The 21,986-nt window shown below is 65.9% G+C and carries 24 protein-coding genes; 13 read left to right on the top strand and 11 right to left on the bottom strand.

Annotation, left to right across the window (positions count from 1 at the left end):
* Positions 1 to 48 precede the first annotated feature (48 nt).
* From JT720_RS05165 to ribA, 3 genes are all read left to right on the top strand, one after another.
* Positions 49 to 672 carry a LolA family protein gene (locus tag JT720_RS05165; protein ID WP_205479818.1) on the top strand — a complete coding sequence of 208 codons (624 nt, stop codon included), beginning with the start codon at positions 49 to 51 and terminating at the stop codon, positions 670 to 672.
* Positions 673 to 873: 201 nt separating this feature from the next.
* Complete coding sequence (locus JT720_RS05170; RefSeq protein ID WP_205479820.1) at positions 874 to 1,665, top strand: exodeoxyribonuclease III; 792 nt, start codon at positions 874 to 876, stop codon at positions 1,663 to 1,665.
* The gene (gene ribA / locus JT720_RS05175) at positions 1,662 to 2,693 is read left to right on the top strand and encodes a GTP cyclohydrolase II (RefSeq protein WP_237219653.1); all 1,032 of its coding nucleotides are present in this window, start codon (positions 1,662 to 1,664) and stop codon (positions 2,691 to 2,693) included. The genes JT720_RS05170 and ribA overlap by 4 nt, the downstream gene beginning before the upstream one ends.
* On the opposite strand, the gene JT720_RS05180 is transcribed toward ribA, so the two are convergent.
* Positions 2,690 to 3,358 (bottom strand): YggS family pyridoxal phosphate-dependent enzyme, encoded by a 669-nt coding sequence (locus JT720_RS05180; RefSeq protein WP_205479821.1) that lies wholly within the window; start codon positions 3,356 to 3,358, stop codon positions 2,690 to 2,692. The two genes, ribA and JT720_RS05180, sit on opposite strands and share 4 nt — an antisense overlap.
* Before the next feature lie 22 nt (positions 3,359 to 3,380).
* On the opposite strand from JT720_RS05180, the gene JT720_RS05185 reads away from it, so the two are divergent.
* Positions 3,381 to 3,857, top strand: a complete 477-nt coding sequence (locus JT720_RS05185) for a thiamine phosphate synthase (RefSeq protein ID WP_205479822.1) — start codon at positions 3,381 to 3,383, stop codon at positions 3,855 to 3,857.
* Here JT720_RS05185 and JT720_RS05190 read toward each other — a convergent pair.
* Positions 3,847 to 4,533: a porin gene (locus JT720_RS05190; RefSeq protein WP_205479823.1), complete on the bottom strand. Its 687-nt coding sequence runs from the start codon at positions 4,531 to 4,533 to the stop codon at positions 3,847 to 3,849. The genes JT720_RS05185 and JT720_RS05190 overlap by 11 nt on opposite strands.
* 222 nt (positions 4,534 to 4,755) lie before the next feature.
* Here JT720_RS05190 and JT720_RS05195 point away from each other — a divergent pair, with 222 nt between their 5' ends.
* From JT720_RS05195 to holA, 4 genes are read left to right on the top strand one after another with little or no spacing between them, the layout of a single operon-like run.
* Positions 4,756 to 5,190 carry a DUF3576 domain-containing protein gene (locus JT720_RS05195; protein ID WP_205479824.1) on the top strand — a complete coding sequence of 145 codons (435 nt, stop codon included), beginning with the start codon at positions 4,756 to 4,758 and terminating at the stop codon, positions 5,188 to 5,190.
* Positions 5,191 to 5,214: 24 nt separating this feature from the next.
* Positions 5,215 to 7,725 (top strand): leucine--tRNA ligase, encoded by a 2,511-nt coding sequence (leuS, locus tag JT720_RS05200; protein WP_205479825.1) that lies wholly within the window; start codon positions 5,215 to 5,217, stop codon positions 7,723 to 7,725.
* Entirely contained in the window at positions 7,722 to 8,219 is a 498-nt protein-coding gene (gene lptE, locus JT720_RS05205) for an LPS assembly lipoprotein LptE (RefSeq protein ID WP_205479826.1), read from the top strand. The genes leuS and lptE overlap by 4 nt, the downstream gene beginning before the upstream one ends.
* A complete protein-coding gene (gene holA / locus JT720_RS05210) occupies positions 8,216 to 9,220 on the top strand; it encodes a DNA polymerase III subunit delta (RefSeq protein WP_205479827.1) in 1,005 nt (334 codons plus the stop codon). The genes lptE and holA overlap by 4 nt, the downstream gene beginning before the upstream one ends.
* Here the strand turns inward: holA and JT720_RS05215 are convergent.
* The 9 genes from JT720_RS05215 to hemE form a co-directional block, all read right to left on the bottom strand.
* Positions 9,217 to 10,104 (bottom strand): ParB/RepB/Spo0J family partition protein, encoded by an 888-nt coding sequence (locus tag JT720_RS05215; RefSeq protein WP_205479828.1) that lies wholly within the window; start codon positions 10,102 to 10,104, stop codon positions 9,217 to 9,219. The genes holA and JT720_RS05215 overlap by 4 nt on opposite strands.
* A complete protein-coding gene (locus JT720_RS05220; RefSeq protein WP_205479830.1) occupies positions 10,101 to 10,883 on the bottom strand; it encodes a ParA family protein in 783 nt (260 codons plus the stop codon). The genes JT720_RS05215 and JT720_RS05220 overlap by 4 nt, the downstream gene beginning before the upstream one ends.
* Positions 10,880 to 11,509, bottom strand: a complete 630-nt coding sequence (gene rsmG / locus JT720_RS05225; RefSeq protein WP_205479832.1) for a 16S rRNA (guanine(527)-N(7))-methyltransferase RsmG — start codon at positions 11,507 to 11,509, stop codon at positions 10,880 to 10,882. Before rsmG ends, JT720_RS05220 begins: the two co-directional genes overlap by 4 nt.
* Positions 11,506 to 13,194, bottom strand: coding sequence for a tRNA uridine-5-carboxymethylaminomethyl(34) synthesis enzyme MnmG (mnmG, locus tag JT720_RS05230; protein ID WP_205480193.1), 1,689 nt, complete (start codon positions 13,192 to 13,194; stop codon positions 11,506 to 11,508). The genes rsmG and mnmG overlap by 4 nt, the downstream gene beginning before the upstream one ends.
* Before the next feature lie 28 nt (positions 13,195 to 13,222).
* Positions 13,223 to 14,497 carry a tRNA uridine-5-carboxymethylaminomethyl(34) synthesis GTPase MnmE gene (gene mnmE / locus JT720_RS05235; RefSeq protein WP_336511939.1) on the bottom strand — a complete coding sequence of 425 codons (1,275 nt, stop codon included), beginning with the start codon at positions 14,495 to 14,497 and terminating at the stop codon, positions 13,223 to 13,225.
* 34 nt (positions 14,498 to 14,531) lie between these two features.
* A complete protein-coding gene (locus JT720_RS05240; RefSeq protein ID WP_205479835.1) occupies positions 14,532 to 15,257 on the bottom strand; it encodes a YjbE family putative metal transport protein in 726 nt (241 codons plus the stop codon).
* 136 nt (positions 15,258 to 15,393) lie between these two features.
* On the bottom strand, positions 15,394 to 16,650 hold the full coding sequence (rho, locus tag JT720_RS05245; RefSeq protein ID WP_205479837.1) for a transcription termination factor Rho: 1,257 nt from the start codon (positions 16,648 to 16,650) through the stop codon (positions 15,394 to 15,396).
* 175 nt (positions 16,651 to 16,825) lie between these two features.
* Positions 16,826 to 17,302 (bottom strand): CopD family protein, encoded by a 477-nt coding sequence (locus JT720_RS05250; RefSeq protein ID WP_205479839.1) that lies wholly within the window; start codon positions 17,300 to 17,302, stop codon positions 16,826 to 16,828.
* Positions 17,295 to 18,347 carry a uroporphyrinogen decarboxylase gene (hemE, locus tag JT720_RS05255; protein ID WP_336511940.1) on the bottom strand — a complete coding sequence of 351 codons (1,053 nt, stop codon included), beginning with the start codon at positions 18,345 to 18,347 and terminating at the stop codon, positions 17,295 to 17,297. The genes JT720_RS05250 and hemE overlap by 8 nt, the downstream gene beginning before the upstream one ends.
* A 294-nt stretch (positions 18,348 to 18,641) precedes the next feature.
* Here hemE and JT720_RS05260 point away from each other — a divergent pair, with 294 nt between their 5' ends.
* From JT720_RS05260 to hpf, 5 genes are read left to right on the top strand one after another with little or no spacing between them, the layout of a single operon-like run.
* A complete protein-coding gene (locus JT720_RS05260) occupies positions 18,642 to 19,226 on the top strand; it encodes a Maf family protein (protein ID WP_205479840.1) in 585 nt (194 codons plus the stop codon).
* Entirely contained in the window at positions 19,223 to 20,047 is an 825-nt protein-coding gene (locus JT720_RS05265; protein ID WP_205480195.1) for a shikimate dehydrogenase family protein, read from the top strand. The genes JT720_RS05260 and JT720_RS05265 overlap by 4 nt, the downstream gene beginning before the upstream one ends.
* Positions 20,044 to 20,637 carry a dephospho-CoA kinase gene (gene coaE / locus JT720_RS05270; protein WP_205479842.1) on the top strand — a complete coding sequence of 198 codons (594 nt, stop codon included), beginning with the start codon at positions 20,044 to 20,046 and terminating at the stop codon, positions 20,635 to 20,637. The genes JT720_RS05265 and coaE overlap by 4 nt, the downstream gene beginning before the upstream one ends.
* An 8-nt stretch (positions 20,638 to 20,645) precedes the next feature.
* A complete protein-coding gene (gene dnaQ, locus JT720_RS05275; protein ID WP_205479844.1) occupies positions 20,646 to 21,353 on the top strand; it encodes a DNA polymerase III subunit epsilon in 708 nt (235 codons plus the stop codon).
* 54 nt (positions 21,354 to 21,407) lie between these two features.
* Entirely contained in the window at positions 21,408 to 21,983 is a 576-nt protein-coding gene (gene hpf, locus JT720_RS05280; RefSeq protein WP_205479845.1) for a ribosome hibernation-promoting factor, HPF/YfiA family, read from the top strand.
* The last annotated feature ends 3 nt before the right edge of the window (positions 21,984 to 21,986 follow it).

Below are 21,986 nucleotides of genomic sequence, written 5' to 3' on the forward strand. Positions count from 1 at the left end.
GCAGGGCGCCACAGACGGCGCGAACCTATCCTTTCTCAAGGAGCGATCATGATTTTCACCTCTGTTTCCGCGCGCCTGCTCGCGCCCGTGGCCGCGGTGGCGATGCTTGGCGGCACCGCGGCAGTGGCGCAGTCGGCCAATCCGCTGCGGCAGGTGGAAAGCCACCTGGCCGCAACGCAGTCGATGACCGCGAACTTCGTCCAGACGGATTCGAAGAACCGGTCCCTGCGCGGCACCCTGCAGCTGAAGCGCCCGGGCAAGATCCGGTTTGCCTATGGCGGCGGCGCCAACATGCTGCTGGTCGGCAACGGCAAGACGCTGAGCTTCATCGACTATGATGTTGGCCAGAAGTCGAGCTGGAACATCGCCAACTCGCCGTTGAGCGTCCTGCTCGCGCCCAAGCCGGACCTGAACCGGATCGCCCGCGTGCTGCCGTCGGAGGACCCGCGAATCCTGCTGGTCCGCGCGCGCGACGCTCGCCGGCCGGAGTTCGGGACCATCATCCTGGCATTCGTGAAGTCAGGGTCGGCACCCGGCGGACTGCTGCTGGAAGGCTGGACGACCATCGACGCGCAGAACAAGCGCACCACCATCAAGCTCGACAATCAGCGCTACAACGTCGGGGTCCCGGAGACCGCATTCGCCTATGTCGAGCCTAAGCGCCGGAAATAATTAAGTCTTCTTGCGCAACCGTTCATGTCTGCGTCAGGGTCACTCGGCTAATCGAGGTGGTGACCGCTGGAATACCGGGGTTTCCCCCTGTTACCCGGGCCCATCGGTCCCTCGCGTGACGAACGCTTGGTCGGCCCTCGCTCCATGCCCCCGGAGCGGGGGCCTTTGCGTATGGGGCCTGGACTTGGCTAGAGGGTCGGCGTGACCAGTTTCAAGATCGCGTCGTGGAACATCAACAGCGTCCGAGCCCGGGCCGCTATCGTGGAGCGCTTTCTGAAGGAGGAAGGGCCCGACGTTCTGTGCCTGCAGGAAACCAAGGCTCACAACGATGTCTTCCCGGGCGAGCTGTTCACCCGGCTGGGTTATGTCCACCATGCGCTTAACGGGCAGCGGATGCATCATGGCGTGGCGATCCTGTCCCGGCTGCCGCTGGCCGAGCATGACCGCCACGACTGGCAGGACAATGGCGAGGCGCGGCACATCGGCGTGCGCCTCCCCGGGGGAATCCGGCTGGAGAACGTCTATGTTCCCGCCGGCGGAGACGTTCCGGACCGGACCGTGAACCCCAAGTTCGGGCAGAAGCTCGACTTCCTGGAACGGATGACCCGCTGGTCGGAAAAGTTGTCTGAGCCGACTTTGATCGTGGGCGACTTCAATGTCGCGCCGCTGGAATGCGACGTGTGGAGCCACAAGGCCCTGCTCGACGTCGTCAGCCACACGCCGATTGAGGTGGAGACCCTGGGTCGCCTGCAGGCCGCGCACGGCTGGGTCGACCTGGGCCGCAGGTTCGTGCCCGCCCCGCAGCGCTGCTACACCTGGTGGAGCTACCGCTCGCCCGACTGGACCAAAAACGATCGCGGCCGGCGGCTGGATCATATGTGGGCCTCGCCCAGCCTCGCGCCGCAAGCCATCGCCCACCGGGTGCACGAGCCCTGCCGCGCGTGGGAGCGGCCGTCGGACCATGTTCCACTGGTTGTCGAGCTGACGCTTTGAGCGTCCAGCGGGGCATCGCCGCCTTGCGGGCGGGTCGCCCGGTGAAGGTCGATGGCCTCAACCTGCTTTCGGTCGAGACCGGCACCGACGCGATGCTCTCGCTGCTCGATCCGGACGGCCGGGCCGCCGTGCTGCTCAGTCCCGAGCGTGCCAAGGCATTGAACCTTGTCAACAGCCGTGAAGGCGCGGCCGGTCCGGTCAAGGTGTCGCGCTGCGAGTGGTTGGACCCTGACATCGTGCGCGCGCTGGCGGACCCTGCCCGCGACGTCGCCCGGATCATCCCCGGCCCCCTTACCGCCGAGGCGATCGAGGACCCGGAGGCGGCGGTGGCGGCGCTGGTGCTTGCCCGGCTCGCGGGGCTGCTACCGGCGCTATGGCTCCTGCCGGCGAGCGAGGCTGCGGAGCAGCTCACGGTTAAAGAGGTGCTTACCGCCGAGCGGCGACAGTTGGCGACGCTAGTGACGCGCGCGCGCCTGCCGGTGGAAGGCTTGTCCGACACGCAGATGATCGCCTTCCGGGCGCCGGACGATGGTACCGAGCACGTCGCGCTGATGATCGGCGCTCCAGGAGGCAGGCCGCCGCTGGTCCGGCTGCACAGCGAGTGCCTGACCGGCGACGTGTTCGGGTCCCTGAAGTGCGACTGCGGGCCCCAGCTCCAGGCGGCGTTGAAGCTCATCGGGGAGGCGGGCGGAGGCATCCTGCTGTATCTGCGCCAGGAGGGCCGCGGAATCGGGCTCGCCAACAAGCTCCGCGCCTATGCGCTGCAGGACCAGGGTCTTGACACGGTGGATGCGAACCGGCGGCTTGGCTTCCCCGACGACACGCGGGACTATGGTCTGGCGGCGGCGATGCTGCGGGCGCTGGGGTTCGACCGCGTGAGGCTGCTGACCAACAATCCGGCCAAGGTGGCGGGCCTGGAGAGCGAGGGAGTCACGGTGGTCGAGCGGGTTGCGCATCACATGCCGGCGAACCCGCACAACGCCGACTATCTCGCGACTAAACGCAGGAAGAGCGGCCACCTGGACTAGGTCGCGGCTGGGTTCTCGAAAAAGGCCGAGCCGATCCTAACCACCGTGGCGCCGAGCATGACGGCCGCCCGGAAATCGCCCGACATGCCCATGGAGAGGCCGATGACGTCATGACGGCGCGCAAGCTTGGCCAGCAGGGCGAAATAGGAGGACGGCTCGACGCCGATCGGCGGCATGGCCATGAGGCCTGCGAGGGGAAGCGGTGACGCACGAACCTGGTCGAGGAATGCGGGGAGGTCTGCGAGAGCTACGCCGCCTTTCTGCTCCTCCTCCCCGATATTCACCTGAACATAGACCTGCGGAACCCGCCCCGCCTTCGCGGAGGCGGTGACCAGGGCGTCGAGCAGGGTCGGGCGGTCGAGCGAGTGGATGACGTCGAACAGGGCTACCGCCGCGTCCGCCTTGTTCGACTGCAGCCGGCCGATGCAGTGCAGCTGCACGTCGGGGTAGCGCGCGCGGAGCGACGGCCACTTCGCCTCGACCTCCTGCACGCGGTTCTCGCCGAAATGACGCTGCCCGGCCGCGAGCAGGGCTTCGATCTCCTGCGACGAGCGGGTCTTCGTAACAGCAACAAGGGTCACTTCGTTCGGTTCGCGCCGGGCAAGGCGGGCCGCGGAAGCGATACTCTCCCGGATGGAAGCGAGGCGGGTTGCGGTGTCGGTCACCGAGCGGGCTATAGAAACCCCGATGCGCCGCCGCCACCCCACTCTCCCGAGCCGCTGGCTGTTCACGGACGAGCGCCTGGGCGAGGAGCTGTGGCCGGCGCTGCGGCGGCTGCCGCGAGGATCGGGGGTGATCGTGCGTCATCACGCGCTGGGCCGTCCGGAGCGCAGGCGCCTGCTGGAGCGACTCCGGCGGATCGGGCGATCGCGTGGACTGCTCGTGTGGGACGAACGAAAGGCGGCGGTGGCCAGGGTGCATTCGATGCAGGAGCTACGGCAGGCGCTGTTGCGGGCGCCGGACCTGCTGTTCCTGTCGCCGCTGTTCGAGACGCGGACGCATCCGGAATGGCTTCCGCTACCCCGGATGCGCGCGGCCGCCTTGATCCGGCTCAGCCCTCGCCCCGTGTTCGGGTTGGGCGGGATGAACGAGCGGCGATTCGCGAAGCTGAAGCCGCTGGGCCTCGCCGGTTACGGAGCGATCGACCGCTGGCTTAGAACTTGAAGGCAGTCCCGATGTAGACGGCCTGGCTGTCGCGCCGCTGATCGGCGGGAGGCGCAAGCCGGTCACGATCGATGCGGTAACGGACGCCGCCTGTCACCGCGACCCGATTCGAGATGTTGTAGGCACCGCCCACGTCGACCGCGTAGCTGCTGTCATCCCGCAGAGCCGGTGCGACCCGCTCCGTCGGGCGGTCCGCACTGGCGGCGACACGGCCGGTGAAGCGGTTCAGATTGTAGCTGACCCCGACCACGGCGCCTTCGCGCGGCGCGATCGCGGGATTGGCCGGGCGCGACTTGGCGACGTCGCCCGACACGGCGAACCGGCGCCAACCGACCGCCACGCCAAGGTTGTAGCTCGCGGGCGTGAGCGTCACGCCCGCAGCCGCGGACTGCGCTGCCGCATCGCGAGCCTTGAGGGCAGCCTGGTCCGGAGTCGTGGTCCGAGCCCGCACGGCGACCCGCAGCTGCGAAGGCCGACGATTGCTGGCCGCGGGCGTAAAACGGAAATCACCCGCGAGTGCCGGCTTGCGGCTGAATGCCGCTGCGAGTCGCGGGTCCGCCTGGGCGGGCGTGAAGCTGTTTTCGAAGCTGACCGTCACCGCCGGTGGCTTCCGGTCCTGGGGCGCGGCGAAGGCCAGAGTCGCAGGCACGAGAAGAGCCGTCGCGGCAACTGCCACGGCAAGCTTTCCTTTCGTGACCGCAATCCAGTTCATCGTCGTCAAGCGTCCCCTGTGTGAGTCGATATAGCCCCGGCTGCATGAATGTTCCACGACAGCCGGGCGGAATCCAGGCCATGTGACATTGAATCCACAACGCCAGCCTGCCACTGCCGGGTTGCGGCGGGGACCATGCCTCTTATAACGCGGCTGAAACCCACTTCTTCGACAGGAACCTTGTTCATGGCCCGTCTGCCTTTTACTGCCGCCGCGATGATCCCGCTGGCGCTGCTTGCCGCGGGCTGTTCGCGCAACCGGGACGTTCCGACCGAGCTCGCACCGTCGCGCATGACGGCCATCGGCGTGAACACCTACCTGTGGCGGGCGGCCATTGACACGCTGAGCTTCGCCCCGCTGATCACCGCCGACAGCAACGGCGGGGTGATCGTGACCGACTGGTACAGCAATCCGAACAGCCCGAGCGAGCGGGTCAAGCTGACGGTCTCCATCCTCGACCAGGACCTGCGTGCCGACGCGTTGCGCGTGTCCGCATCCCGGCAGGTCAACCAGGCGGGAACCTGGGTCGATGCGCCGGTCTCGGCCGCGACCGTGCAGAAGCTCGAGGATATCATCCTGACCCGCGCCCGTGACATCCGCCGCACCTCCGTCGGCGGCTAAGCTCCAGCACAGGACCACAGCCTCATGACGAACCGTTTCGACCCGGCGGCGAGCGACTCCCGCTGGCAGGAGCGGTGGGACGCCGCCGACAGCTTTCGTGCCGACAGCGCAAGCCCCAAGCCCAAGAGCTACGTGCTCGAGATGTTCCCCTACCCTTCCGGGCGCATCCACATGGGCCACGTGCGCAACTACACCATGGGCGACGTGCTCGCGCGCTACCGCCGGATGCAGGGCTTCGAAGTGCTGCATCCGATGGGCTGGGATGCGTTCGGCATGCCGGCCGAAAATGCGGCGATGGAGAAGAAGGTGCACCCTGGCGACTGGACGCGCCAGAACATCGCCACGATGCGCGCCCAGCTGAAGCGGCTCGGCTTTGCCCTCGACTGGAGTCGCGAACTCGCCACCTGCGAACCGGACTATTATGGGCATGAGCAGGCGCTGTTCCTCGACCTGTTCGAAGCCGGGCTGGTCTATCGCAAGGAATCGGAGGTCAACTGGGACCCCGTCGACATGACCGTGCTCGCCAACGAGCAGGTGATCGACGGGCGCGGCTGGCGCTCGGGCGCGCTGGTGGAGCGGCGCAAGCTCAGCCAGTGGTTCCTCAAGATCACGGACTTTGCCGAGGAATTGCTGGATGGGCTGAAGACGCTCGATGACTGGCCCGACAAGGTCCGGCTGATGCAGGAGAACTGGATAGGGAAGAGCCGCGGGCTGCAGTTCCGCTTCAAGCGCGCGGAAGGCGGCGGCGAGATCGAGGTCTTCACCACGCGTCCCGACACCATCTTCGGCGCCAGCTTCGTGGCGATCTCACCAGGGCACCCGATCGCGGAGGCCCTTGGCGCCGAGCGAGCGGACGTAGCGGAGTTCATCGCGCGTTGCCGCCAGGGCGGGACCACGGCCGCCGAGATCGAGACGGCGGAGAAGCTGGGCTTCGACACGGGGCTGGAAGTGGTGCATCCGCTCGATCCCGAGTGGCGGCTGCCGGTGTGGATCGCGAACTTTGTCCTGATGGATTACGGCACCGGCGCGCTGTTCGGCGTGCCTGCCCATGACGGACGCGACTTCGAATTCGCCACCAAATATGGGCTGCCGATCCGCCGCGTCGTTGCGCCAAGTGTCGGCGAGGCGAATGCCGCGGTGACCGAAGCTGAGATTGGCGCGGGGGTCGCGGTCAACTCGCGCTTCCTGGATGGGCTTGCCACACCGGAGGCCACCGCCGAGATCATCCGCCGCGCCGAAGCGGACGGCTGGGGCGAGGGAAAGACCCAGTATCGCCTGCGCGACTGGGGCGTCAGCCGTCAGCGTTACTGGGGGGCGCCGATCCCGATCATCCACTGCGAGGGCTGCGGCGCCGTTCCGGTCCCACGTGAACAACTTCCGGTGGTTCTGCCTGAAGACGTCAGCTTCGACGTGCCCGGCAATCCGCTCGACCGGCACGATGCCTGGCGTCAGGTGCCCTGCCCCCAGTGCAGCGGCTCCGCCCTGCGGGAAACGGACACGCTCGACACCTTCGTGGACTCAAGCTGGTACTTCATCCGCTTCGCGAGCCAGCCCAGCGACAAGCCGTTCGACCGCGCCGAGGCGGAGGCATGGCTGCCCGTTGGCCAATATATCGGCGGGGTCGAGCATGCGATCCTGCACCTGCTCTATGCCCGCTTCTGGACTCGCGCGCTGGAACGGATCGGCCGGCTGGGCATGGCGGAGCCGTTCAAGGGCCTGTTCACGCAAGGGATGGTCACCCACGAGACCTACCGGGCCGGAGACGGCAGCTGGCTCAGCCCTGGCGAGGTGCGGCGAGACGGCGACGACTGGATCCACATCGAGAGCGGCCAGCCGGTAACGACGGGGCGGGTCGAGAAGATGTCGAAGTCCAAGAAGAATGTCGTCGACCCGGACGCCATCATCGACCGCTACGGCGCTGACGCGGTGCGCTGGTTCATGTTGTCCGACTCTCCACCCGAGCGCGACCTGGAATGGTCGATCGGCGGGATCGAGGGCGCCGCCCGCTTCGTGCAGCGTGTCTGGCGGCTCGCGGCTTCCGTGGACAGTGGCGGCAGCGGTTCCGACGCGGCGATCGAGCGCAAGCTGCACAAGTCGATCGCGGCGCTGGGCGAAGCGATCGAGGCCCTGCAGTTCAACAAGGCGGTCGCCACCATCTACGAACTGGTCAACGCGATCGAGAAGGCGAAGCCATCGGCCACCCGGGACGAGGCGATCCGCACGCTCGTGAAGCTCGTTTCCCCCATGGCGCCGCACCTTGCGGAAGAGGCATGGGCCATGATGGGCGGGAAAGGCTTGCTGGTCGACGCAGAGTGGCCGAGCCACGATCCCGCGCTCCTGATCGATGACGAGGTCACGGTCGCGGTGCAGGTCAACGGCAAGCTGCGCGAAACTCTGACGGTCCCGCGCGGTTCGCCGCGGGATGAGCTCGAGCGGCAGGCGCTTGCGGCGGAGAAGGTCGCGCGCCTGATTGGCGACGCTAGCCCTCGCAAGCTGATCGTCGTTCCCGATCGCCTTGTGAATATCGTCCTGTGATCCGGGCGGCGCTCCTGTGTGCGGCGGTGCTGGCTCTGAGCGGCTGCGGCCTCCGTCCGCTATATGGTGGCGGGGAGAGCAGCAGCACTGCAACAATCCTCCGGTCGGTGGCGGTACAGCCGATCCCAGGACAGGCGGGTTGGCTCGTCCGGACTGCGTTGGTCGACCGCATTGGTGATCAGGCGGGAACACCGGCGCGGTATCGGCTGGAAGTGGACCTGGACGACAATCTGACCGGGCTCGGCATCCGGGGAGACAGCGCGGTCACCCGGGAGCGCCGGACCCTTCGGGCGCGCTATCGGCTGGTGGAGAATGCGACGGGGGCGGTCGTGCTCGATGCCACGGCCGGATCCGATGCCGGGATCGACGTGGTCGGTTCGGAATATGCGACCGTTGCAGCGGAGCAGACGGCGCTCGAACGATTGTCGCAGGTTGTCGCCGACCAGATCGTGGCCCGGCTGGGCCTGTTCGCATCGAGACAGTCGGCGCGGTGAAGCCCGCCAAGGGCCAGATCGGCAGTGCCGTCGATCGGCCGGACCCATCGATCCGTTTTTACCTGTTCCATGGCCCCGACGAAGCCGGATCCCGCGCCCTCGCCGCGCGTCTGCTGAGCGCTTTAGGGGCAGAAAAGGTGTCGATAGCAGCGGGAACGCTGAAGTCGGATCCGGCGGTGCTGGCAGACGAAGCGGGCGCGATCTCGCTTTTCGGCGGCAAGCGCCTGCTGTGGATCGAGCCGGCCGGAAACGAGGTTGTCGCGGCCGTCGAGGCCCTGTTGGCCGCTCCAGCAACCGAGAGCGCCGCCGTCGCCATCGCCGGGGCGCTCGCCAAAACCTCCGCCCTCCTGAAGCTCGGCGAGGCCCATCCGGCTGTCCTGGCGCATGCGTCCTATGTGCCCGAGGGTCGCGACGCCGACCGGATGGTGATGGAGATCGCCCGCCGGGAGGGATTGCGGCTTCGCCCCACTACCGCGTCCCGGATCGCCGCGGCGGCGGGCAACGACCAGGCCATTGCAGCGCAGGAAATCGCCAAATTTGCGCTGTTCCTGGGTGCGTCGGCCGAGAACCCGAAAGACCTGGAAGAGGAGGTCGTCGACCTGCTGGGAGCGGACTCCTCGGAAAGCCAGGTCGGGCGCCCCGGAGACACGGCGTTGAGCGGAGACGTCCAGCGGCTGGCGGAGGAGCTCGAGCGAATGGCCGGCAGCGGAATCGAGCCGATCCCAGCCGTTCGCGCGCTGCAGCGCAGGTTGCTGCAGCTGGCCCCACTGCGCGCGCGGATGGAAGCCGGGCAGGCTCCCGACGCCGTCATGACGTCATTGTTCTGGCGCGATAAGCCCTTGTTCCAGAAGCTCTTGTCTCGCTGGTCGAGCGAGCGGATCGCGGTTGCGCTGGATCGGGTTGGCCGGCTCGAACGACAGCTGATGCTGAATCCGGTGCCGGACAGCGCCGCGTTCGGCGAAGAACTGATACAGATCGCCCGAGCAGCAAACGCCCGCTAGATCGGCTCTCCGGACAGCCGCTGACAGATGAGATCGAGCTGATCCAGGCTGGAGAAATGCAGGGTCACTGTGCCGTGCCCGCCCGAGTGCGCGACCTTCACCTTGAGACCGAGGAGGTCGCCCAGCTGGCGTTCGAGCGCCAGGATGTCGGCGTTGCCCTCCCCTGCGTCACGGCGGGTGGTGCTTCGGCCGCCCTCGGGACCCGGCGCGGGCTTCGCCTGCCGGGCGAGCTGCTCCGTCTGACGAACCGAGAGACCTTGGGAGATCACCTGCTGAGCGAGAGCGACGGGATCCGCCGCGGAGGCGATCGCACGCGCATGCCCCATGGACAGCTCGCCGCGAACGAGCGCCTCGCGGACCGTGGCGGGAAGATCGAGCAATCGCAGCAGGTTGGCGACGTGGCTCCGCGACTTGTGGACCAGCTTGGCCACCGCGTCCTGACTGTGCCCAAAGGTGCCGATCAGCGCCCGGTAACCCTCGGCTTCCTCAAGCGCGTTGAGATCCTCACGCTGGATGTTCTCGATCAGGGCAATCTCGGCGGTCGCCGCCTCGTCGAAGTCGCGGACGATCGCCGGAATCTTGTGCAATCGGGCCTGCTGCGCCGCGCGCCAGCGCCGCTCACCCGCAACGATCTCGTAGCCTTGCCCCGTATCTCGGACGAGGATCGGCTGGAGCACGCCGCGCTGAGCGATCGAGTCGGCAAGCTCCCTGATGGCGTCTTCCGCGAAGTGCCGGCGCGGCTGCTTGGGGTTGGGGCGGATGGCCGCAACGTCGATCTCCCGCACCCGGTCATTTGCGGCCGGCGCAGGCGCGTCGACTGCCGGGACATCGCCTAGGAGAGCGGAAAGGCCTCGGCCGAGGCCGCGAGCACGCGCGTCGCTCATGCTGCCTCCGCACGGCGTGGAAGCCGACCCATCAGCTCACGCGCAAGGCCCACGTAAGCCTCGCTACCCGAACAGCGCAGATCGTAGATGAGGGCGGGAAGACCGTGGCTTGGCGCTTCGGACAGACGAACGTTTCGCGGGACCACCGTGTCGAACACCGTCGACCCAAGGCAGGCGCGCACGTCTTCCGCGACCTGCTTGGACAAGCTGTTCCGCCGATCGTACATGGTGAGCGCGATACCCAGGATCGCAAGGTCGGGATTGAACCGTGTGCGGATCCGCTCAACAGTCTGCAACAGCTGGCTAAGTCCTTCTAAAGCAAAGAATTCGCATTGCAGGGGCACTAGCAAGTGCCGGGCCGCGACCAGCGCGTTCACCGTCAGCAGCCCGAGCGACGGAGGGCAATCCATCAGGCAGATGTCCCAGCGGCCCGGCGAGGCACGATCAAAGGCGTCGGCGAGCCGGTGAGTGCGTCGGTCGAACTCCACCAGCTCGACCTCTGCGCCGGAGAGATCCTGTGTCGCCGGCAGGAGATCAAGGCGCGGAACCCGGGTCGCCACGGCCGCGTCTGCGACCTCTGCCTCCCCAATCAGCACGTCATAGCTGGACCGCTCACGCGCGGCCTGCCCAACACCGAGCCCGGTTGAAGCATTTCCCTGGGGATCCAGGTCAGCGAGCAGGACCTTCCAGCCGGTCGCCGCTAATGCCGTGGCGAGATTGATTGCGGTCGTGGTCTTCCCCACCCCGCCCTTCTGATTAGCGACCGCAACGCGGATCATGCCCTACCCCTCGTCCTGCCTCGCGGCGCGACGCCCTCGGCCAAGACAATCATCGCGTCCTCCGCCGTGATGCTTGGCTCAAGCCCGAAGTGACCTTGCCAGCTTGCCTCTGCCTCCGCCAGTTCTTTCGCGCCGCTTCGCCCCCTGGGCAGGATCCACCGTGTTCCAGAATGCGCCAGATGTCTGCCGATCGTGAATAGATCAGCAACGGACGCCACAGCGCGTGCGGAGATCACATCGAACTCGCCGGTCAGCTTTTCGGCCCGGCCTTCGAAGACGGTCACGTTCCGCAAGCCGAGCTCTTCGGTGCAGCGGTGCAGAAATGCCGCCCTTAAGCGACGAGGTTCGACGAGCGTAACCGGCCGTGAAGTCAGGATTGAGACAACCATCCCAGGCAGTCCCGCCCCTGAACCGACGTCCAACCAGTTTGAATATTCAACCGGCGCGAGTGGAAGCAGCTGAGCACTGTCGACAATGTGTCTCTGCCAGGCGCCAGCCGCCGTGCTCCTTGCAATTAGGTTCTGCCGCTGAGTTTCGTCGAGCAGAAGGGCGAGGTAGCTGTGCAATCTCCCGAGTGTTTCACGTGGAACATCGAACGGCAGCACTGCAGGTGAAATCTCGTTCATGCGGCTTGCCGAGTGACCGCCAAGTACAATGCTGACAGGGCAGCGGGCGTGATGCCCGCAACGCGGGACGTCTGATGCAAATCTTCGGGCATTGCAGCGCGAAGGCGCTCCACCATCTCCCCGGAAAGCCCAGGGACCGCCGCAAAGTCGAAGCCTTGCGGGATCATGATGCTTCGGTTCTGTTTTACGGCGTCCCACTCCCGGCGCTGCCGTTCCAAATACGGAGCATAAAGGAGATCCGCCTTCCCCTCTGGAGTCTCCGCGAAGTCGGGGCGACTTCGAGCCGCAAGGTGAGCCGTGATCTGCTGATACCTCTCGGCACTGACGCAGCCGAGGGTCAGCGCGGCTTCACCCAGCCGCGCCGTCGCGTTGTCGGCCCGGAGAGCCAAGCGGTACTCGGCCCGCGCCGTCATCATGCGATATGGCTCGGTGACACCTTGCAGGGTCAGATCGTCGATCATCACGCCGATGTAGCTGGTCGTGCGGTCGAACCTAGCTTGATCGAGATCGCGTGCGTGAGCCGCAGCGTTCAACCCGGCAACCAGGCCCTGAGCCGCTGCTTCCTCATATCCTGTGGTTCCATTGATCTGGCCGGCAAGGAAGAGACCCGGCAATTGCTGGACTTCAAGCGTCTGGCGGAGCCGACGCGGGTCTACAAATTCATACTCGACAGCATAGCCCGGGCGAACAATTGCGGCCCGCTCCAGACCAGGGATCGATCGGACAAACTCAAGCTGAACGCTCTGGGGGAGAGAAGTCGAGATCCCGTTGGGGTAGATGAGGTGGTCGCGTAGACCTTCCGGCTCAAGAAACATCTGGTGGCCATCGCGATCGCCGAACCGCTTCACCTTGTCTTCGATCGAAGGGCAATAGCGCGGTCCCCGACCTTCGATAACACCGGCGAATAGCGGCGACTCTCCCAGTCCACCGCGAATAATGTCGTGTGTGCGCTCAGTCGTTCGGGTGATCGCACATCGGACCTGCGGCAACACCCGGGCGGAGGGAAGAGCAGAGAAGCTCCATGGCTGCTGGTCACTGGGCTGCTCCTCGAGGCGTGCCCAGTCGATCGTGCGGCCATCGAGGCGTGGTGGCGTACCGGTCTTGAGCCGCCCTTGGCCAAGCCCAAGCTCCCGGATCTGGTCTCCGAGCGGAATGGACGAAGGCTCGCCGGCCCGTCCCGCTGGTCGCTTCTCTAGGCCGATAAAGATGCTGGCTCGAAGAAAGGTGCCGGTTGCGATCACCACGGCTCGGCTCCTAATCATGGCGCCATCAGCCAAGTGGACGCCGGCGACCTGATCGCCGTCCATGCAGAGGCGAACGGCTTCGCCCTCTATCAGCTCAACTTCGGTCGCACTCACCAGCCGCCGTATCGCAGTCGCATAGAGCTGCCGGTCCGCCTGCACCCGGGGGCCATGCACTGCTGGGCCCTTGCTACGGTTGAGCATCCGACGGTGGATAGCCGCTTGATCCGCTGCCCGCGCCATCAAGCCGTCAAACACGTCCAACTCGCGGACGAGATGGCCTTTTCCAACACCTCCGATAGACGGGTTGCAGCTCATCTGCCCGAGGTCGGCCGCGCCGAAGGAGAGGATCGCCGTTCGGCACCCACGTCTTGCTGCCACGGCTGCAGCTTCGCAGCCTGCGTGGCCTCCACCGATCACCAGTACGTCGTACATGGGCGCTATGTAGCGGGAGCTTGTTCCACGTGAAACATCATTTGCCGAGGCAGAAGCGACCGAAGAGGGCATCGAGCACGTCTTCTACTCCCGCCCGACCAATAGTCCGATCCAGCGCCGACCGGGCCTGGCGGAGCGCCTCCGCGGTAAGGACGATGTCGTCTGGGACGACTTCCTCAAGAGCACTCGCCGCCTCGCCAAGCGCCGTCGCTTGTCGCTGGTTCAACGTTTCGGCATCGGGAGACGGTAAGATCTCGCGGGATATTCTGACGAGACCGCTCTTTAGCTCCCTTAGGCCAGCTTGGGTAACGCTGGAAACAGCCAAACCTTCAGCGGTGTCGGGAACCCTACCAAGGTCAGCCTTGCTCCTGACTACCAATCTGCGGGGATGCGGCGGTGCGAGTTCCGCATTGCCAAGCCAGAGCAGAATGTCAGCGTTCCGGACCTGCTGTTCCGCCAGGTGGACCCCGATCCTCTCCACCTCATCCGCGCTCTCGTGCAGCCCCGCCGTATCCACCAGCACCAATGGAACGCCCTCCAGCTGGAGGGGAACCTCGATGACATCTCGGGTAGTCCCTGCAACCGGCGTCACAATGGCCTTGTCGATACCGACCAAAGCATTGAGCAAACTTGACTTTCCAGCGTTGGGTGGGCCCGCAAGAACCACTCGGATGCCGTCCTTCAGGAGCTCGGATCGAGGCTGGTCCAACCACGTCGAGAGTTCGGCCGAAATGGCAACAGCCTCCGCTGCGATCCCGTGATCAGCATCGGATACCTCATCCTCGTCGCCGACATAGTCGATGGCCGCCTCCGCACGGGCCGACAGGAGCACGAGCCTCTCGCGCCACGCCTCCACCTGCCGCCGGACCGACCCGCCCGCCACCGCGAGTGCCGCCCGGCGCTGGAGTTCGGTCTCCGCTTCCAGCAAGTCAGCAAGCCCCTCCGCTTCCGTGAGGTCTATGCGGCCGTTCTCGAATGCACGGCGGGTGAACTCACCGGGGAACGCTTCCCGCAGCCCTTCCATGCCGGACAATTCGGTCAAGATCGCGCGGACAACGGCTCGGCCACCATGCGCGTGCAATTCCACCAGCGGCTCTCCCGTGACGCTGGAGCGCGCCGGAAAGTGGAGCACCAGCGCAGAGTCGAGCACTTCCCCGGTAGAACCCTTGAACGTCCGGAGCGAGGCTCGTCGGGGTTCCGGAAGAGAACCGGCCAGTGTCACCGCGGCGTGCGGCGCCAACGGACCACTGATGCGGATGATAGCAATCGCGGCAGGCGGCGACCCGCTCGAGAGAGCGAAGATCGTGTCCACCCTGCCGGTGCCGAACCTCTCCGTCAGAAGGGCCTCAGGTGAAAAGTTTTCCAACCCCGACCTGCGGATCGATCCAACCATCGTAGATCATCTTCACGGCCACCCACAGGATCACTGCAAGGCCGATATAGGCGATCCAGCGATAGCGTTCGATATAACGCGCGATGATGTTGGCCGCGAGCCCCATCAGGCCGACAGCGAAGATCAGGCCGACGATGAGGATACCCGGATGATCCCGGGCAGCGCCGGCGACCGCCAGCACATTGTCCAGGCTCATGCTGACGTCGGCTACGGCTACGGCCCAGGCCGCGCCTGCGAAGCTCTTTGCCGGGCGGAGACCGCTGTGCTCGTCACCGGCGACTTCGGGAGATCCGCCACTCTCTCCACCATGGCGCAACTCACGCCACATCTTCCACGCCACCCAGAGCAGGAGAAGACCACCGACGAGGATCAATCCAATGATCTGGAGGAGTTGAGTCACGATCAACGCGAAAAGGATGCGCAGCACCAGCGCCGCGATCACGCCGATCAGGATGACCTTGCGCCGCTGCTCCGCCGGAAGACCCGCCGCCAACGCGCCGACCACGATCGCGTTGTCCCCCGCCAGTACCAGGTCGATCATCAGCACCTGAAGGAAGGCCGCGAACGCCTGGGGCTCCGTGATGTTGGAGAAGTCCTTGACGATCGCAGCCCAAATCTCGCCCGGACCACCAAGACCGACAGGGGCTGCGTGGGCAGCGGCAAGCAGCAGCTCGAACAAGGGAATCTCCGCGAAAATAACTTGGAAACGGGTTCGACAGGCAGGAAAGGCGAAGACGCGCCCTTTGGTTCCCGCAAGAGGCCGCGCGCTCGGCGCAGCCCGGACTCTCGCTCCCTGAGGAGGAGCGAGGAAGAGCCTACTGGTTCATCGAGGCGAAGAAATCCTCGTTCGACTTGGCGTCCTTCATCTTGTCGAGCAGGAACTGCATCGCGTCGATGGTGCCCATCTGCATGAGGATCCGGCGCAGCACCCACATCTTGGTCAGGATCGACTGGTCGACCAACAACTCTTCCTTGCGGGTGCCGCTCTTGCCGACATCCAGTGCCGGGAAGATGCGCTTGTCTGCCACCTTGCGGTCGAGCACGATCTCCGAGTTGCCGGTGCCCTTGAACTCCTCGAAAATGACCTCGTCCATCTTGGATCCGGTGTCGATCAACGCGGTGGCGATGATGGAGAGCGAACCACCCTCCTCGATGTTGCGGGCCGCACCAAAGAAGCGCTTGGGCCGCTGGAGCGCGTTGGCATCGACGCCGCCGGTCAGCACCTTGCCCGAGCTCGGCACCACCGTGTTGTAGGCGCGTCCCAGGCGGGTGATGGAGTCGAGCAGGATCACGACGTCCTTCTTGTGCTCGACCAGGCGCTTGGCTTTCTCGATCACCATTTCGGCGACCTGCACGTGACGCGATGCGGGCTCATCGAAGGTCGAGGAAATGACCTCGCCCTTCACCGAGCGCTGCATGTCGGTGACTTCCTCCGGCCGCTCGTCGATCAGCAGGACGATGAGGAAGACCTCGGGATTATTGTCGGTGATCGCCCGGGCGATGTTCTGCAGCAGCACCGTCTTGCCGGTCCGCGGCGGAGCGACGATCAGCGCGCGCTGACCCTTGCCGAGCGGGGCGACGATGTCGATGACGCGGGCGCTCTTGTCCTTGATGGTCGGGTCGAGCGTGTCGAGCCGCAACTTGGAGTCGGGATAGAGCGGCGTCAGATTGTCAAAGTTGACCCGATGGCGAACCACGTCAGGGTCGTCGAAGTTGATGCCGGTGACCTTGGTCAGCGCGAAGTAGCGCTCGCCATCCTTGGGAGCGCGAATCTCCCCTTCTACCGTGTCGCCGGTGCGAAGGCCGAAGCGGCGGACGATCTGCGGCGCAACGTAGATGTCGTCCGGACCCGCGAGATAGTTGGCCTCGGGTGAGCGGAGGAAGCCGAAGCCGTCGTTCAGCACCTCGATCGTGCCGGTGCCCATGATCTCCGCACCGCTGTCCGCGCGCACCTTCAGGATCGAGAACATGAGATCCTGCTTGCGCATAGTGGACGCCCCCTCGACGCCCATCTCCTCCGCTTGCGCGACGAGTTCGGCCGGGGTTTTTTGCTTCAAATCCTTAAGATGCATGGGAAACCTGATTGAATGTGAGTGGCAGCCGGGGATGACTGAGGAACCGCGGAAAGGAAGTCGCGGTCACACCGGCTGAGGGGAGGAGTACGGGCCGGTGCGGCCGTATTGTCCTTTCGACTATGGCCGAGGCGGCGCTTAGTCAACATGGGGGTGGGAACGGGAGGCCGCAGCCCTAGAACGGCTTAACGATCACCAGCACCACGATGATCGCGGTGGCGATGCCCGGGATCTCGTTCATGATCCTGAGAGTGCGGTTCTCGAGCGGGCGGGCACCGTTAGCCAATTTACGGCCGTAAGCGCCCATCCAGCCCTGGTAGCCGGTCAACGCGACGACGAGCGCGAGCTTCGCCGTGAACCAGCCCTGGCCCCAGGCACCGAGGTGGAACGCCAGCGCCAAACCCAGCAGCCAGACGATGATCATCGCCGGCGTGAGGATGATCGAACGAGTCCGGGCCTCCCGCTCGATCCACGCCCGGTCCTCGGCGGACCCAGGGGTGGTCGCATGATGGTAGACGTAGAACCGGGGCAGGAGAAACAGCCCGGCGACCCAGAAGATCACGAAGGTGACGTGCGCCGCCTTGACCCAGGGATAGGCCGCGCCGAGCCAGCCCAGCGCTCCAAAGGTGAGCAAATGTCCAAGATCAGCCATTCGCCTTCCCTAGCAGGCGGAACAGGGCTTCGACATGGGGGATCGGCGTCGTCTGCTGGATGCCATGACCGAGATTGAAGACATGGGGGCGGTCCCGGAAAGCGTCAAGGATGCGCCGAACCGCACTCTCCAGGGCTTGCCCGCCTGCGATCAGCGCGAACGGATCGAGATTGCCCTGGACCGGGAGTTCCGGCGGGAGCTCGCGGTGGGCCCAGGCGGGATCGACCGTCTCGTCCAGACCGAGAGCGTCCACGCCCGTTTCGCGGGCGTAAGCAGCGAGCTTGCCGCCAGCCCCCTTGGGAAAGCCGATGATCGGCAGCCCGGGACGCAGTGAGCGAAGTCGCTCCACGATGCGAGCGTTCGGCCCGATCACCCAGCGTTCGAACTCGGCCGGCGCGAGGCTCCCCGACCAGCTGTCGAAGAGCTGCACGGCATCGACGCCGGCGCCCGCCTGTCCGACCAGATAGCCGACCGTGATCTCCTCGAGCGCGGCGATCAGCGCGGCGAACCGGTCAGGATCCGTGTAGGCGAGTTGCCGGGTCTCCGCCTGCTCACGGCTGCCCTGCCCGGCAACCATGTAGGTCGCAACGGTCCAGGGCGAGCCTGCAAAGCCGAGGAAGGTCACCTCAGGGGCGAGTTGCGCCCGAACCTGCCGAACGGTCTCGTAGATCGGCTCGAGGCGCTCAGGGCGCGGCGTAAGGCCTTCCAGGGGCGCATCGGCGAGCGGAGGCGACAGGCGCGGGCCTTCTCCGGCGGCAAAGGCGAGGTCCTGTCCGAGCGCATAAGGAGTGATCAGGATGTCCGAGAAGAGGATCGCTCCGTCCAGCGGGAAGCGGCGGAGCGGCTGCAGCGTGATCTCGGCCGCGGAAGGCGGGTCATAGACCAGGTCAAGGAAACCGCCCTTCTCCGCCCGCAGCGCGCGATACTCGGGGAGGTAACGGCCTGCCTGCCGCATCATCCAAACCGGCGGAGGGTCGCGCCGCTCGCCCCGGAGCACGGCCAGCAGGGGCTTATCGGCGGTCTGATCGGGAAGGGGTGCGACCACCCTTCTCTCCTCTCTCTTATTATAGATTCTTGAATTGATGATGTTTGTAGGCGGACGGGACGTGGGGAATAGGGCTGCGTCCCGGATTTGCCAACAGCCACGCGGCTGGCGTTCTCCTAGGAAGTATGGCGAGTCGCGAGCGGACTCTCCCGGGATTCACAGGCTGGGGATGAGATTGGTCTCCCGTGGATGAATCGCGGGACGGGGACGATGCGGCCGCTTGGCGGCGTCGGCGGTTGGCCGATCCACCGCTCCGCGCTAGGTCGTGTCACGGGCTTTTCCACAGGAACGAACATGGACCTACTGCTGGCTTCGACCAGCCCGATCCGAGCCGCACTGCTGACGAGCGCTGGCGTGCCGTTTCGCGCGGTTCCTCCCCACGTGGATGAAGCACACTTGAAGGAGGGACACGAGGGAACCGACGAGCAACTCGCGGCTGATCTCGCCAGCGCCAAGGCGAGAGCCGTCAGCAGCGTGCATGGCGAGGCATGGGTGGTCGGCAGTGACAGCCTGGTGTCCGTGGAAGGCCGCCGCTTCAGCAAACCCGCGAGCCGGGAGGAAGCCGCGGAGCACCTTCGGTTCTTCTCCGGGCGAACGATGATCCTCACTTCGGCCGTCAGCCTGGCTCGGAGTGGTGTGGTGAACTGGACGGCGGCGCAGCAGGCGCGGCTGGCCGTCCGACCGCTCAGTGACAGCTTCATCGCGGCCTATCTCGACTTGGACTGGCCCGAAGTCTCCTACTGCGTCGGTGTGTTCAGGCTTGAAGGCCCGGGCGTGCAGCTGTTCGAGCGGATCGAAGGAGATCATTTCACCATTCTTGGGATCCCGCTCCTTCCCCTGCTGGGCGCGCTGCGCGAGTGCGGCGTCTTGGCGGCATGACGTCAACTCATCCCTTTGCCGAGGTGATCGGCGACCCGATTGAATATTCAAAGTCGCCGGTGATCCACCGCTTCTGGCTCGAGCGCCTGGGGATCCCGGCAGAATATCGGGCGACGCGGATCGGGCGCGAGGAACTCCAGGGCTACCTCGCCGCCCGAAAGCGCGATCCGAAATGGCGGGGCTGCAACGTCACCATGCCGCTCAAGCTCGATGCACTGATGCAGGCGGACGAGCGCGCGGACGGCGCCATTCAGGTCGGCGCGACCAACTGCCTTGTCATCCGGGAAGGCGAGCTGGTCGCCTTGAACACGGACGTTGCGGGGGTCGCCGCGGTCGTCATCCGCCTGGCCCGGCTCCGGCCGACGGCGACCGTCACGGTCCTGGGTTCGGGCGGTGCGGCGCGGGCGGTGCTGGTGGCGCTGAAAACGCTCGGGACGAACAACGTCGCCATCCAGGCCCGCAATCTGTCTGAAGCTCAGTCGCTCGCGCAGCAGTTCCAGCTTGCGCTTCCGCCACGGCCGTTCGACGCGCCGGTTCGAACGGACGGGCTGATCAATGCCACGCCGCTGGGCATGAGCGGTTCGCCGCCGCTGACAGTGGATTTGGGCGAGATGCCGAGAGGAGGCTGGGTGTTCGACCTCGTGACCTCACCCAATCCGACCGCACTGGTCGTGGAGGCAGAGCGAAGCGGCCTCGCCGCCAGCGGGGGGCTGCCCATGCTGGTGGAGCAGGCGGCAGCGGCCTTTCCCCTGTTCTTCGGGGCCGAGCCGCCCCGCGACACCGCCAGCGACGGCGAACTTTACCAGAGGCTCGGCTCATGATCCGGATTGCCCTCACGGGCTCCATAGGCATGGGGAAGTCCACGGTCGCCGCCATGTTCGCACAGCACGGCATCCCGGTGTTCGACGCGGATGCCGAAGTTCGTCGCCTTCAGGGGCCCGGCGGCGCCCTGGTCGCCGATATCGAGCAGCGGTTTCCCGGCACAACCCGCAACGGAGCCGTCGACCGTGAGGCACTGGCCGCCGCGGTGCTCGGGCGGCCGGACGAACTGGCCGCACTGGAGGCGCTGGTGCATCCCGCGGTCCATGCGGCGCGGGCCCGCTTTATCCTGTCGAACCAGGACGCTCCCGCCTTGCTGTTCGACATCCCTCTGCTGTTCGAGACGGGCGGCGCCGAGGCATTCGACAAGGTGGTCGTGGTTTCCGCGCCGCCGGACGTGCAGCGCCGGCGCGTCCTCGAGCGGCCCGGCATGACGCCGGCGAAGCTGGACGCCATCCTTGCCCGCCAGCTGCCCGATGCGGAGAAGCGCAGCAGGGCCGATTTGGTGATCGATACCGGCGGAAGCCTGGCCGACACGGAGCGGCAGGTCGGCCGGATCCTGTCTTGCCTCGGACTCGCCGGCGCGCGATAGCTTTTCTCATGCGGGAAATTGTCTTCGATACGGAAACCACGGGCACCAACCCGGCGTCTGGCGATCGCGTGGTCGAGATCGGTTGCGTTGAACTGGTCAACCGGGTGGAGACGGGACGAACCTACCACGCTTACTTCAACCCCGAACGGGCGATGCCGAGCGAGGCGGAGGCCGTGCATGGGCTCTCCACCATCTTCCTGTCGGACAAGCCGCTATTCGGGCACAAGGCGGAGGAGCTGCTCGATTTCATCGGCGATGCGCCGCTGATCGCGCACAATGCGACCTTTGACTTCGGTTTCCTCAATGCCGAATTGGCCCGCTGCGGCCGCGATCCGGTATGCCTGAGCCGGATGATCTGCACCCTGGTGCTGGCGCGGTCCCGGCACCCGGGCGCCAAGCATAGCCTGGATGCGCTGTGCACCCGCTTCGGCGTGGATCGGAGCCAGCGCGTGAAGCATGGCGCGTTGCTCGATGCGCAGCTGCTGGCGCAGGTCTATGTGGAGCTGACGGGCGGACGCCAGATCGGCCTCGGCCTGATGGTGGATGCAGGTCCGCAAGGTACGTCCGCCTCCAGGGGCTCGACGGTCCAGCGAACGGTTCGCCCCCCTCGCCCGCATGGTCCCTCCGTTGAAGAATTGGCGCGACATGCCCAATTCGTCAGCAAGCTGAAGGACCCTCTTTGGCTCAAGCTGCAGGCGATTCCTGCGGCCAGTTGACCCCCGCGCCGGGCGGTATCAATGCGGCGCGGCTTGAATGGAAAGGGGAAAGCCGTGGAGGTTCGTGTCGCCGGTCACCAGGTCGAAACGGGCGGGGCGCTGCAGGAGCACGTCACCAGCCGGATCGGGGCTCTTGCGGATCGCTATTTCTCGCGGGCGGTGGCGGCGAACGTGACCTTCGGCAAGGGTCCCCACGACAACGGCTTCACCTGTGACATCGTGGCCCCCGTCGCCAATGGCGTGGTCCTCAAAGCTTCGGGCCGTGCACATGAGGCGCGGGTGGCGTTCGAAGGCGCTGCCGACAAGATCGAGAAACAGCTTCGTCGCTACATGGACCGGCTGCGCAACCGCAAGGGTGCCGATGCCGATGGTTCGGGCCAGTTGCTTGACAATGCGGGCTACACCGTCTTCGCGCCCCCGCCCGCGGAAGAGCCCGTTCCCGAAAGCCCCCCGATCGTGGCCGAAACCCGCGTGGACATTCCCGAGATATCCGTCGGCGATGCGGTGATGATGTTGGACCTTCGGAATACCAATGCGTTGATGTTCCGGAATGCCGGAACCGGCGAGTACAACATGGTTTATCGCCGGGACGATGGAACCATCGGTTGGGTGGAACCCCGGGCACGCTAGACG

The sequence above is a fragment of the Sphingomonas arenae genome (genome assembly GCF_016924655.1).
Classification (GTDB): domain Bacteria; phylum Pseudomonadota; class Alphaproteobacteria; order Sphingomonadales; family Sphingomonadaceae; genus Sphingomicrobium; species Sphingomicrobium arenae.